Origin of the sequence: Actinoplanes sp. TFC3 (assembly GCF_001553785.1) — a bacterium.
In the GTDB taxonomy this organism is placed as follows: domain Bacteria; phylum Actinomycetota; class Actinomycetes; order Mycobacteriales; family Micromonosporaceae; genus Actinoplanes.
In genome coordinates this window covers 5980078-5993166 of record NZ_LOJP01000001.1, presented here as the reverse complement: position 1 = coordinate 5993166, position 13089 = coordinate 5980078, and the positions used below count along the sequence as shown (strand labels likewise).

Sequence of the window (13089 nt, the reverse complement as noted above, 5' to 3'; positions counted from 1 at the left end):
CCCCGAGGACGACCAACCCACCCTCGAAGCCGCCGATGAAGCAGCGACCGCACCTCTGCGCCCCCTCGGCTCAGCCCCTCTCCTCGACTCAGCCCCCCTCCCAGCCACCATGCCGGGAATGCTCCGCCCTCGCCCCGTCGAAGATTTCTCGCTTCCCGCGCAGCGGCCGGCCTTCGAAATCGGTCCCGAAGAGCCGGCCGACGTCACCTAAGGCTTGTTCAGTGCGGTAAGGAAGCGGTTGACAACAGGAACGGCCGCTTCCGAGCCGAGGCCGCCCTTCTGCACCATGACGGCGAAGGCCACGTCTCCTTGCCAGCCGATGAACCAGGAGTGGGTTTCGTCGGAGCCGTCTTGGAATTCGGCTGTCCCGGTTTTACCCGATACCGGGCCGCCGTTGACATTTTTGAGGGCTTCGGCCGTACCTTTGGTGACGACTTCTCGCATCATGGTTTGCAGGGGTTTGATGGAGGTGTCGGCGAGCTTGGCGCCGTCGGGGGCGATTTTGGGGGCCGGTTCGAGGACCAGGCGCGGCTGCTTGAACTGACCTCGGGCTACGGCTGCGGTGGCGCTGGCCATGGCGATGGGGCTTACCGCCGTGGCTCCTTGGCCGAAGGTGGCTGCGGCCAGTTCAGTGTCCGAGGCGGCGGGGGAGACTTTGCCGCTGAACGAGTCCATGCCGAGGTCCCATCCGGCGCCGATGCCTACCGAGGTTGCTGCTGCTCGGAGGCCGTCTGCTCCCAGTTTGGGGGCCAGGTTGACGAAGGCGGTGTTGCAGGACTTGGCGAAGTCGGTGCGGAACGGAACGGACCCTAGTTCCATGTCATGGGAGTTCTTGAATTCGCGGCCGCTGACCTTTTTCGTTGCCGGGCAGTCGACTTTTCCGTCGAGGGTTACCGCGTTCTTGTCCAGCAGGCCCAGGGCCGACACCATTTTGAACGTTGAGCCGGGCGGGACCTGCCCCGTCAACGCTGTGTCCACCGTGCCACCGTCGGGGCCGTTGGAAACCGCGAGCACGCTGGAGTCGCTGATCTTCACCGCTACCAGGGCACTCGGGTTCTTTTCCGCTGCCACCGCTGTGTCGGCCGCGATTTGGGTGTCCACGTCGATCGACGTCTTCACCGGTTTGCCAGCCACCGGTTCGACGCTGTAAACCTGCGAGTCCTCGACCTTGTCGTCGGGGGTCCGCCGCGCAATCACCACCGCCTGGCCCGGAACCCCGCGCAGGTCGCCGTCGTAGCGCTGCTGCAGGCCACCGTGCCCGACCATGTCACCCTGCGCCAGGTTGTCGGGGTTAGCGTTGATGTCGTCGCGGGTAGCCTGGTCCACCGTGCCGAGCAGGGCGCGGGCGAACATCCGGGTCGGGGCCAGGTCACGGTTCGCTTCCTGAAACACAGTGCCGGGCAGGTTTCGTACCTTGTCGCGGATCTTGTCGTAATCGGGCCGCCGGAGCGTAACCACCTCGACGAAGGCCGTGGGATCGGAGCCTTTCAGCCGGGTGTCGAGGTCTTCCTGATTGATCGTCACGTCGACGGTCTTGAGCGCCGACTGCAGCTCCTTGAGCAGCTTGCCCTTGTCCTCGATGCGTTCGGGGCTGATGCCGATCGTGACCACCGCCCGCGGGGTGACCAGCGGCTTGCCTGCGGCATCCAGCAGGTCGCCCCGGTCAGCCGCCTTGCGCCGCAGCCCGAGCTTGTCCCCGTCGGTCAGCTCGCTGTGCACGATGGCCGGCTCCCAGACCACCTTCCAGCCGTCGGTGTTGTGCTTCGTGAGGCGCACAGTGCTCTGGTACGACCAGCTTGCACCCCCGGGCAGCGTCCAGTCCAGCTTGATCGGCTCGCTGGCGTTCTCCCCGTTTTCCTTCGCCTCACCCGCCGTCGCCAGCAGCACCGTGGACTTGGCCAGATCGCCGGACAGCTCGCGCAGTTGCTTGTAGACGTCCTCCGCCGAGATCTTGCTGCCCGCCGCCGTGACGAAGCCGACCTTGCTCAGGTTCGCCGTGCGCCAGCCTTCCAGAAAAGCATCGACGGTGTCGTCCGGGCCGTCGGAACCCGAGCAGGCGGACAGGCCGCTTCCTGCCAGAATCAGACCCGTCAAGGTCGCTGCGATACGGCTGCGGTGCATGGGGAGCCCCTCTCCGGGGTACGAGCCAGGGGACGTACGGAACGGTAACCTCTCGCGGCCCGTCACGTTGACCCGTGCTGGGTGAGATGTAGCGAATTCGTTGTCGGATCTTGGCTTCGGACGCGGGGTCCGCCCGAGCTGTCGGACCCCTGTTCTAAACTCAGCGCCGACACGTCGAACCCACAAAGTCGTGGGTGAGGGGAGCCGTCTGTCATGCCTGACACCGATGAGGCAGCCACCGATGAGGCAGCAAACGATGCCGATCCCGAGCTGGACTTCGGGCCCGGCCCCGGCCTGGCTCTGACCGGCCGGCTGGGCACGTCCGACGACGAGCTCGACGAGCCGCTGCCGAACGCCGAGCGCCTGGTGGCGCAGGCGGTGGCGCTGGCCGGCCGCGATCACGGCACGGCCACGCTGGTCGATCGCTTCTGGCGGTTCGCGCCCGACGAGGAGCTGGTCGGCTACACGCCGCAGGAGATGTTCGACGCCGCCCGCCAGCACCGCGAGCTGGCCGCGGCCCGGCTTCCCGGCGAGCTCAAGCTCGACATCAGCGAACCCTGCGCCGACCAGCCGCACACCGTCATCTCCGTGGTCACCGATGACATGCCGTTCCTGGTCGACTCGGTCACCGCCCTGCTCACCGCGCACCAGCTCGAGGTCCATCTGCTGGTGCACCCGCTGATCGTGGTGCGCCGCGAGCCGCTCGGGGCGCTGACCCAGGTCGAGGCCAACGTCGAGCCCGACGACGCGATCGACGGCGACCTGGTGGAGAGCTGGATCCGCGTCGAGATCGACCCGGTGCGCACCGGGCAGGCGCGCGAGCAGCTGCACAACGAGCTGCGCCGGGTGCTGACCGACGTGCGTGACGCGGTCGACGACTGGCCACGGATGCGCCAGCGCGCGCTGGTGATCGCCGACGAGCTGGCCGCCGCGCGCGGTTCCGAGCTCAAGCTGCCGGTGCCCGACAAGGACGTCACCGACTCGATCGAGCTGCTCAAGTGGCTCGCCCACGAGCACTTCACCTTCCTCGGCTACCGCGAATACCAGCTCGGCGAGGGCGCCGAGGCCGACCTGCTGACCGCGGTGCCCGGCAGCGGCCTGGGCATTCTGCGCGGCGACCACAGCACCCCCCGTCAGCTCTCCTCGATGGCGCCCGAGGCACACCAGCGCGCGCTGGAGAAGCGTCTGCTGATCATCACCAAGGCCAATTCGCGCGCGACCGTGCACCGTTCCGCCTATCTGGACTACATCGGCGTCAAGGTCTTCAACGACCGGGGCGAGGTTTGCGGCGAGCGGCGTTTCCTGGGCCTGTTCTCCAGCTCCGCCTACCGCACCAGCGTGCGCGAGCTGCCGGTGGTCCGGCGCAAGGTCATGGAGGTGCTCGACCGCTCCGGTCTCTCGCCGCGCGGGCACTCCGGCAAGGACCTGCTGCAGATCCTGGAGACCTATCCGCGCGACGAGCTCTTCCAGATCAAGACCGATGACTTATATGAGGCAGTCATCGGTGTCCTGCGCATGGCCGGGCGCCGGCAACTGCGGCTGTTCCTGCGCCGCGACGGTTACGGGCGCTTCATCTCGTGCCTGATCTACCTGCCCCGCGACCGCTTCACCACCGGCAACCGTCAAGCCATGCAGGAGATCCTGCTGCGCGAGCTGAACGGCATCGGGGTCGACTACACCACCCGGGTGACAGAGCGGATGCTCGCGCGGGTGCACTTCATCGTGCGCACCGACCCGGCCGACCCGCCGGGCGCCGTTGACCCGAACACGCTGGCCGAGCTGCTCGCCGATGCCACGCGCATGTGGGACGACGACTTCTCCCTGGTGCTGGAGCGCAAGCTGGGCGAGGAGCCGGCCAAGGAGCTGTTCCACCGCTACAGCCTGGCGTTCCCGGACAGCTACAAGGACGGGCACACGCCGTATGAGGCCGTGCAGGACATCGCCAAGCTGGAGCTGCTCGAAGAGGCCGGCCAGCTGGAGATGCACCTCTACCGCAAGCGCCGGCTGACCCACGACGGGCCGGCCGAGCCGGACGACACCGACGTGCGCTTCAAAATCTTCCGCTACGGCGAACCCATGATGCTGTCCGCGGTGCTTCCGGTGCTGCATTCGCTCGGCGTGCGGGTCGTTGATGAAAGACCCTACGAGGTACGTCGCCAGGACGGCACTGTCTACCTTTACGACTTCGGTCTGCAGCCGCCGGCCTCGCACCACGAGTTGTCAGAGGTCCGCCCGCAGGTGGAGAACGCGTTCGCGGCCGCCTGGCAGAACGAGGCCGAGGTCGACGGGTTCAACGAGCTGGTACTGCGAGCCGGGTTGACCTGGCGGCAGGTGGTGGTGCTGCGGGCGTACGCGAAATATCAACGGCAGACCGGAAACGTCTTCTCTCAGCGGTACGTGGAACAGACCTTCATCTCCTATCCCGAGATCGCGCGGTTGCTCGTGCGGCTGTTCGAGACGCGGTTCTCGCCGCGTCTGCAGATCGGCGAGCAGGAGCGGGTGCGCCGGGCCGCCGATCTGGTCGAGCAGATCGCCACGCTGCTGGACGGGGTGGACAGCCTCGACCAGGACCGGATCTTGCGCTCCTACCTGACGCTGATCAACGCGACCCTGCGCACCAGCTTCTTCCAGCGCGGCAGCGACGCGCGCCCCAAGTCCTACGTGGCGTTCAAGCTGGACCCGACCGCCATCCCGGACCTGCCGCAGCCGCGCCCCAAGTTCGAGATCTTCGTCTACGCGCCGCGGTTCGAGGGCGTGCACCTGCGCTTTGGTGCCGTCGCCCGCGGTGGCCTGCGCTGGTCGGATCGGCGGGAGGATTTCCGCACCGAGGTGCTCGGCCTGGTCAAAGCTCAGATGGTGAAAAACGCGGTGATCGTGCCGGTGGGCGCCAAGGGCGGCTTCGTGCTCAAGCAGAAGCCGGGCGACCGAGACGAGGCCGTCGAGTGCTACAAGCTGTTCATCGGCGCGCTGCTCGACGTCACCGACAACATCCTCAGCGGCAAGATCATCCCACCGCGGGATGTGGTGCGCCACGACGCCGACGACCCCTACCTGGTGGTGGCGGCGGACAAGGGCACCGCGACGTTCTCCGACATCGCCAACGAGATCTCGGTCGGCCGCGAGTTCTGGATGGGCGACGCGTTCGCCTCCGGCGGCTCGGCCGGCTACGACCACAAGAAGATGGGCATCACCGCGCGCGGCGCCTGGGAGTCGGTGAAGAAGCACTTCCGCGACCTGGGCACCGACACGCAGACGCAGGACTTCACGGTGGTCGGCGTCGGCGACATGTCCGGCGACGTGTTCGGCAACGGCATGCTGCTGTCCGAGCACATCCGCCTGGTCGCCGCGTTCGACCACCGGCACATCTTCCTCGACCCGGATCCCGATGCGGCCACCTCGTATGCCGAGCGCCGCAGGCTGTTCGACCTGAGCCGCTCGTCGTGGGCCGACTACGACACGTCGCTGATCAGCGAGGGCGGCGGGGTATACCCGCGCTCGGCCAAGTCGATCCCGGTCAGCCCGCAGATCCGCGCCGCGCTGCAGCTCGGTGATGCCAAGGCGGTCAGCCCGGCGGAGCTGATGCGCGCGATCCTCACCGCGCCCATCGACCTGCTGTGGAACGGCGGCATCGGCACGTACGTGAAATCCGCCGCCGAGACCCATGCCGACGTCGGCGACAAGGCCAACGACGCGATCAGGGTCAACGGCAGGGAGGTGCGGGCCCAGGTGGTCGGCGAGGGCGGCAACCTGGGACTCACCCAGAAGGGCCGCATCGAGTACGCCCGCAGTGGCGGCCCGAGCGACGCCAACGGTTCCCGGGGCGGCCGGGTGTTCACCGATTTTATCGACAACTCGGCCGGCGTGGACTGCTCGGACCACGAGGTCAACATCAAGATCCTGCTCGGCGGCGCGGTGACCGACGGCGAGCTGACTGTGGGCGAGCGCGACGAGTTGCTGGCCGCGATGACCGATGAGGTCGCCGCGCTGGTGCTGCGCGACAACTACGAGCAGGCCACGGCGCTGGGTAACGCCCGGCAGCAGGCCCACTCGCTGCTGCCCGTGCACCGCCGCATGCTCATCTCGCTGGAGCAGTCCGGTCAGCTCAACCGCGAGCTGGAAGCCCTGCCCACCGACAAGGAGCTGGCCGCCCGTTACGAGGCCGGCGACGGGCTCACGCCTCCGGAATTCGCGGTGCTGCTGGCGTACGTCAAAATCTCGCTCGAACGCCAGGTGCTCGCCGACCCGATCGTGGACGAGGAGTGGACGCACGCGGTCCTCGCCCGGTATTTCCCCACCCCGCTGCGCGAACGGTTCGCCAGCCGGATGACCGGCCATCGGCTCCGCCGCGAGATCATCTCGACCTCGCTGGTCAACGAGGTGGTCAACCGGGGCGGCACCTCGTTCGTCTTCCGCGCCATGGAGGAAAGCGGCGCCTCGGCGGCCGACGTGATCCGCGCCTACGTGGTGGTCCGCGACGTGTACGGCCTGGCCGGCCTGTGGACCGCCGCGGAGAAGCTGGACAACCAGGTCCCCACGTTCGCGCAGACCATGGTCCACCTGGAAAGCCGGCGCCTGCTCGACCGCGCGGTCCGCTGGCTGGTCAGCAACCGGCGTTCCCCGCTGGACGTGGCCGGTGAGATCAAGCGCCTGCAGCCGGGCGTGACCACCATGCTCAGCGAGCTGCCCACAGTGGTGCAGGGCGCCGAACGCCGCTCGATCGAGGCCCACGTCGACATGCTCAAGCGCAACGGCGTCCCCGACGACCTGGCCGGCGGCGTGGCCCGCGTGGTCTACGGCTTCGGCACCCTGGACATCCTGGAAACCGCCAAGGTCACCGGTCAGAGCGAAACCGACGTGGCAAACGTCTACTTCGTCCTCTCCGAACGCTTCAAGATCGACGTTCTGCTGTCGCTCATCTCCCGCCTCCCCCGAGGCGACCGCTGGCAGACCTTGGCTCGGATGGCTTTGCGGTACGACCTCTACTCGGCCCTGGCCGGCCTGACCGCCGAGGTCCTGCACTCCACTCCGGGCGACGCGACTCCCGAAGCCCGCGTCTCCCAGTGGGAGCAGGACAACGCGGCGTCGCTGGCCCGTGCCGGCAACGCCATGGGCGACATCGAAGAATCCCCAGGCGACCTGGCCGCCTTGTCGGTCCTGCTCCGCCAGATCCGCACCCTGGTCAAGACCTCGGCCGCCGGCTGAGCTTGCGGCTTGTCCCCGGCGCAGCGTCGCTGTGCTGCGCCGGGGCCGCTTGCTCTCTTTCCACAGGTCGGCCAGCGCTTCCGCCTACCGGCGAGGGAGGATCGCAGGCATGGGTGACCTGGATCTGCGCCGGCTGCGGTACTTCCTCACGCTGGCCGACGAGCTCAACTACGGCCGGGCCGCCGAGGTCCTGCACATCGCCCAGCCCGCCCTGAGCCGCTCGATCGTCGCCTTGGAGCATGACCTCGGCGTCCGGTTGTTCGAGCGTTCACGGGCCGGCACCCGGCTGGCTCCCGCCGGCGAACTCCTGCGCGACGAAGCCCGCGAGCTGCTCCGGTTGGCGGAGACTCTGCAACGGCGGGTCCGGGTAGCCGATCGCGAGGACCGCAGCATCACCATCGGCTTCATGCCCGGCCTGATCATGACCCCGGTGGTACGGCACCTGGAGGAGCGCTTCCCGGGGCTGCAGGTTAACGTCGCCCGCACCTCCTGGGCCGATCAGATAACCGCGCTGCGGGACGGCCGCTTCGATGCCAGCTGCGCCTATCGGCCCTTTGACGACACCGGCTTGACGGTCGTCGACCTGTACTGCGAACTGCGCGTGGTAGCGCTGCCCACCGATCACCGGCACGCCGGGCGCAGCGAGCTGACCCTGGCCGACCTCGATGGCGACGTGTTGCTGCAGCCGCTCGAAACCGTGCCGGAGTGGCCCGGGGCAGTTGCCTTTGGGCCGCCGACCGGGTTCGTTTCGCCGGCGACTGAGCCGACCGTGGAGGAGAAGTTTGAGCGTGTCGCGGCTGGGCGGGGTGTCATCGTCATCCCCGAGTCCGCCGCGCGCTATTACCACCGGCCCGACCTGGTGTTCGCGGTGGTGACCGACCTGCCCGACACCCAGGTGTGCCTGGCCATCGAGACGCGCCGCCGCTCCCCGATTTTGCGGGAGCTGATGCGCAGCGCCCACATCGTGAGCTGTCCTGATGTTGATGAAGCATCAGTTGGTGCTTGATCGGTCTTGGACGCCGCACTCGTCTCGCAAGAGGCTGGATGCATGCCTCTTTCCTCTTCCACTCGCATCGTGGTCATCGGCGGCACCAGCGGCATCGGCCTGGCGGTCGCGCATGCCGCGGCCATCGCCGGAGCCCAGGTGATCGTGGGTTCGCGAGCCACCAAGGTCGACGTCACCTCGCCCGCCTCGGTCACGTCGTTCTTCGCCGAAACCGGGCCGTTCGACCATCTCGTCTATACCGCTGGCGACGAGCTGGTCCGGGGCCCGATCACCGGCTATGACCCGGAGCTCGCGCACAGGTTCTTCGACGTCCGCTTCTTCCGCGCGCTCGACACCGTCCGCCTCGCTCTGCCCACTCTCAGCCCGCACGGCTCGATCACCTTGACGGCCGGAGCTGCGGCGTTGCGCGGCGGTGCGGGGAAGCTCCTCGGTTCCTCCGTCGGCGGGGCGGTGATCGCCGCGGCCCGTTCGCTGGCCGTGGAGCTGGCCCCGATCCGGGTTAACGTGGTCGCGCCCGGCCTCACCCGCACACCGCTGGTCGCCGGCATGCCGCTTGACCAGGCCGGCGCCGGCACCCTGCTGGGCCGGGTCGCCGAGCCCGAGGATGTCGCCAGGGCCTACCTCAGCCTCATGGACCAGGACTACATCACCGGCAATGTGTCGGTCGTAGACGGCGGAAGCGTGCTTACTTGAGCTCGTCCATGAACGTCTCGATCGCCGCCGCGAGCCGGTCCGGGGCGTGCATCTCGGCGTTGTGGCCCTGACCATGCATCAGCAGCCGGCGGGCGTTCGGCAGGGTCCGCTGCAAGTGGTCGAGCTTGTCGCCGAGGTGGGCCGGTGACTTGCTGCCCCCGATGAGCAGCACCGGGAGCTGCACCTTGGCGTACTGGGGCAGGCGCACACCGAGGGCGTGAATCTGGTCGTGGTCGTCGAGCTGGCGCACCACCCGGTCGCGGTAGCCGCTGCGCCCGATGACGAAGCCGGTCAGCAGCGCGCTCGCCGCCGGCATGCCGACGATGTCGTGCAGAAACACGGTAAGCGCCTTGCCGGGGTTGCCCTCGTCCAGCACCGCACGGGCGGAGCCTGCATCCCGGACCGGACCGATCGGCGGCTCGTAGAGAACCGCTCCAGCGTAGGAAGAGGGGTCGGCCACCAATGTTTCCAACGCCAGCACCGCGCCCGAGGAGTGGCCCACCAGCACCGGCCGGTCGAGTTCCGCGGCGATCGCGGCGACGTGCTCCACCTCGTCGGCCATGGTGATGGGGCGCGGCAGGTCCAACCGGTACTGCCGCCGGTGCAGGCGGACGGTACGGAAGCGTGGCCGGAGCCGCTCGGTGACCCTCTGCCACGACGACGGATCGCCCATGCCGCCATGGATCACCAGGATCGGCGAGCCGAGCCCCTCGTCCACTGCCTGCGCCACCGAGCCGTCGATCGCCGTCGCTCGCATGAAATCCCCCTGTTCACCGGTTGCGTAAAGCCCGCGCGCTCAGTCCCATCCCGACGGTCAGCGCCGCCACCAGCACAAACGAGAAGGTGAGGGATGTGGCATGAGCAAGGCCTCCAATGATGCCCGGTGCAATGAGACCGCTGCCGTAGGCGATCCCCATACCCAGCAAACCAAATCCAATCAGCACCGGTACGACCCCAATTCCCACCACGACCGTCAACGCCCCGACAGCCGCGCACGCACCGGCCATCCGCACGGTGACCACTGGTCCGAGCCGCTGGATGACCCGGTCCCCGCCGAAGCGGGCGAGCGCCATGCTGACCGGGAACACCGACACGGTCAGCGCCGCAGTGCTCGCCGCACCGTCCACGACATCGCGCCCTGGAAGCTGGACATCGATGTCGGCAGCGCGGGCAGGATCAGCGCACCACAGCAGGATCAGCACCCGGGTCAGCGCGCGCAGGTCACCGCGCCCCGCACGGCAGAGACAGCAGACGTGGCCGTCCGGGCTCGCCTCGGCCGAGGTACCCCCACGGGGTATAGTAGGCGTATGGCCCAGCAGATCGAACTCGAGATCGGCGGCATGACCTGCGCGGCGTGCGCCAACCGGATCGAGAAGAAGCTCAACCGGCTCGAGGGCGTCACCGCTACGGTCAACTACGCGACCGAGAAGGCCCGCGCGACCGTCCCCGACATGCTGACCGCCGCCGACCTGATCGCCGTGGTCGAGAAAACCGGCTACACCGCCGCCGAGCCGGCTCCCGTGGTGGTCCTCGAGAATGCGCCCACGAGCGACCCGTTGCGCACTCGGCTGCTCGTCTCGGCCATGCTCAGCATTCCGGTGATCGTGCTCGCGATGGTTCCAGCCTGGCAGTTCGACTACTGGCAGTGGTTGTCGCTGACCCTTGCCGCGCCGGTCGTGGTCTACGGAGGGTGGCCGTTCCACCGGTCTGCGGCGGTCAACCTGCGCCACGGCGCCGCGACAATGGACACGCTGGTGTCGCTCGGCACGCTCGCCGCCTTCATCTGGTCGCTGTGGGCACTCTTCCTCGGTGATGCGGGGATGCCCGGCATGACCCACCCCTTCACCCTGCATGGTGGGGCCGAGGGCGATGCGATTTACCTCGAAGCCGCCGCCGGTGTGACCACGTTTCTGCTGGCTGGACGCTATGCCGAGGCTCGGGCCAAGCGCCGCGCCGGGGACGCGCTGCGATCGCTGCTGGAGCTGGGCGCCAAGACCGTCACGCTCCCCGACGGCCGCGAGATACCGATCGACGACCTCAAAGCCGGAGACCATTTCCTGGTACGCCCCGGGCAGAAGATCGCCACTGACGGCATCGTCACCGAGGGTGCCTCGGCCGTCGATCGCAGTCTGATCACCGGTGAGTCCGTGCCGGTCGAGGTAACTGAAGGTGACACCGTCACGGGCGGTACCGTGAGCGCGGGCGGCCGCTTGGTCGTCCGGGCAACCCGGGTCGGCGCCGACACCCAGCTTGCCCAGATGGCTCGCCTGGTCGAGGACGCTCAAGCCGGTAAGGCGGCAGTGCAACGCCTCGCCGACCGCATCTCGGGCATCTTCGTACCCGTGGTCATCACGCTCGCTGTTGCCACGTTGGGTTACTGGCTGGGCGCGGGCGACGGGTCCACCGCTGCGTTCACGGCTGCTGTGGCCGTACTCATCATTGCCTGCCCCTGTGCGCTCGGTCTGGCCACGCCCACCGCCCTGCTCGTCGGCACCGGCCGGGGCGCGCAGCTCGGCATCCTCATCCGCGGCGTCGAGGCCCTCGAATCGGTCCGCAAGATCGACACGATCGTGCTCGACAAGACCGGCACGGTGACCACGGGTGTCATGACCGTGCGTGAGGTGCTCCCCGAACCCGGCTACGACGCCGAGGCGCTGCTGCTGCTCGCCGGCGCCGTGGAGTCCGCGTCGGAGCACCCGCTCGGCCGCGCCATCACCCAGTCCGCCCGCACGCTGGGTGACCTCGCCCCGGTCACCGATTTCCAGGCGACGGCCGGCGTCGGGGTTCGCGGCACGGTCGGCGGCGAGTTGGTCGAGGTCGCCCGTGGCTCCGGCGATTCCGCGCTGACGTGGATCGAGGTGCGAGCCGATGGCGTGCTGCGGGGGCGGCTGGCATTGGCTGATTCCGTACGTCCGGAAAGCGCTGCGGCCATCGCCCGCCTACGCCGCCTGGGTCTTACCCCCGTGCTGGCCACCGGCGACGCCCAAGCCGTCGCGGCGAAGGTGGCGGGCGAGATCGGGATCGCCGAGGTGCTCGCCGAGGTGCTGCCGGCGGGCAAGGTCGACGTCGTCAAGCAACTCCAGTCGTCCGGCCGGGTCGTGGCCATGGTCGGCGACGGGGTCAACGACGCGGCGGCGCTGGCCCAGGCCGACCTCGGCATCGCGATGGGCGCGGGCACCGACGTGGCCATCGAGGCGTCCGACCTGACGTTGATGCGCGACGACCTGGCCGCGGCGGTCGACGCGGTACGGCTGTCGCGGCGGACCGTGCAGATCATCCACGGCAACCTGTTCTGGGCCTTCGCCTACAACGTCGCCGGGCTTCCGCTGGCCGCCGCGGGCCTGCTCAACCCGATGATCGCGGGCGCGGCGATGGCGCTGAGCTCGATCTTCGTGGTCGGCAACAGCCTGCGCCTGCGCCGGTTCCGCTAAGCCGCAGGTGTGCGAGCCGGGCGCCGCACTTCCCGGTCGTTGCAGTGTGAGCCGGGCGCACCTCCCGGCCGTTGCTCCCGAAACGATCGGGGCGCCCGGCTCACCATCTGTACCGCCGCGCGAAAATTCGAACCGGTCCCGAAGCTCGAAGCCCGCCGGCGGCATTCCCCAGATCCACCTGCAGACATGACGCTACGTGATGATCAGCCCACTAGGGAAGCGTAGCGTGCGGGAATTGTCCGTTCGGGCGGACCAATGTGGGCGGGAAATTCGGACAGAAGTGCTGTATTCGCGCCGGGAGGGCGAATACTCCGAATAATGGTGACTTTCTGTAGCTGTGTGGCTGGGCACGAACAGTAGTTGCCGGGGTGAGTTGGCCCCCAGGATCTGCGGTGGCGCCGCGTTCGGGGAGCAGCCTGCGCAGACGATCGGTGGTCATGATGCCGGCATCGCACGGTCGGCGAGGCCCCCGCTGTGGCGCACCGCCACATCCGCCCTGGCAGACGGCCGGAGTAACCGGGCGGCGGCTGGGGTGGGAGAGGCAGCGGCGGGGGGGGGGCCCCCCCCGCCCCCGCCCGGGGGGGGGGGGGGGGCGGGGGGGGGGGGCCCGGGCCGGGGGGGGGGGGGGGGGGGGCC

Annotated in this window: 7 protein-coding genes; 4 read left to right on the top strand and 3 right to left on the bottom strand. The window is 68.7% G+C overall.

Annotated elements, in window-relative coordinates:
- Positions 1-207 precede the first annotated feature (207 nt).
- On the bottom strand, positions 208-2307 hold the full coding sequence (locus TFC3_RS26955; RefSeq protein ID WP_369819657.1) for a penicillin-binding transpeptidase domain-containing protein: 2100 nt from the start codon (positions 2305-2307) through the stop codon (positions 208-210).
- A 27-nt stretch (positions 2308-2334) separates the two neighbouring features.
- On the opposite strand from TFC3_RS26955, the gene TFC3_RS26950 reads away from it, so the two are divergent.
- The 3 genes from TFC3_RS26950 to TFC3_RS26940 all read left to right on the top strand — a co-directional run bounded on the left by TFC3_RS26950 (position 2335) and on the right by TFC3_RS26940 (position 9022).
- Positions 2335-7323, top strand: coding sequence for an NAD-glutamate dehydrogenase (locus TFC3_RS26950; RefSeq protein ID WP_067505591.1), 4989 nt, complete (start codon positions 2335-2337; stop codon positions 7321-7323).
- Positions 7324-7432: 109 nt separating this feature from the next.
- Positions 7433-8329 (top strand): LysR family transcriptional regulator, encoded by an 897-nt coding sequence (locus TFC3_RS26945; protein ID WP_067505588.1) that lies wholly within the window; start codon positions 7433-7435, stop codon positions 8327-8329.
- Positions 8330-8371: 42 nt separating this feature from the next.
- On the top strand, positions 8372-9022 hold the full coding sequence (locus tag TFC3_RS26940; RefSeq protein ID WP_067505586.1) for an SDR family oxidoreductase: 651 nt from the start codon (positions 8372-8374) through the stop codon (positions 9020-9022).
- Here the strand turns inward: TFC3_RS26940 and TFC3_RS26935 are convergent.
- Together TFC3_RS26935 and TFC3_RS26930 are read right to left on the bottom strand one after the other, a co-directional pair.
- Positions 9015-9779 (bottom strand): alpha/beta fold hydrolase, encoded by a 765-nt coding sequence (locus TFC3_RS26935; protein WP_067505584.1) that lies wholly within the window; start codon positions 9777-9779, stop codon positions 9015-9017. The two genes, TFC3_RS26940 and TFC3_RS26935, sit on opposite strands and share 8 nt — an antisense overlap.
- A 13-nt stretch (positions 9780-9792) precedes the next feature.
- Complete coding sequence (locus tag TFC3_RS26930) at positions 9793-10224, bottom strand: hypothetical protein (RefSeq protein WP_067505579.1); 432 nt, start codon at positions 10222-10224, stop codon at positions 9793-9795.
- Positions 10225-10329: 105 nt separating this feature from the next.
- Here TFC3_RS26930 and TFC3_RS26925 point away from each other — a divergent pair, with 105 nt between their 5' ends.
- Positions 10330-12453 (top strand): cation-translocating P-type ATPase, encoded by a 2124-nt coding sequence (locus TFC3_RS26925; protein ID WP_067505577.1) that lies wholly within the window; start codon positions 10330-10332, stop codon positions 12451-12453.
- The last annotated feature ends 636 nt before the right edge of the window (positions 12454-13089 follow it).

Coding starts and splice junctions, on each gene's coding strand:
- TFC3_RS26935 (WP_067505584.1), bottom strand. CDS start 9,779: ATGCGAGCGACGGCGATCGACGGCTCGGTGGCGCAGGCAGTGGACGAG.
- TFC3_RS26940 (WP_067505586.1), top strand. CDS start 8,372: ATGCCTCTTTCCTCTTCCACTCGCATCGTGGTCATCGGCGGCACCAGC.
- TFC3_RS26950 (WP_067505591.1), top strand. CDS start 2,335: ATGCCTGACACCGATGAGGCAGCCACCGATGAGGCAGCAAACGATGCC.
- TFC3_RS26925 (WP_067505577.1), top strand. CDS start 10,330: ATGGCCCAGCAGATCGAACTCGAGATCGGCGGCATGACCTGCGCGGCG.
- TFC3_RS26945 (WP_067505588.1), top strand. CDS start 7,433: ATGGGTGACCTGGATCTGCGCCGGCTGCGGTACTTCCTCACGCTGGCC.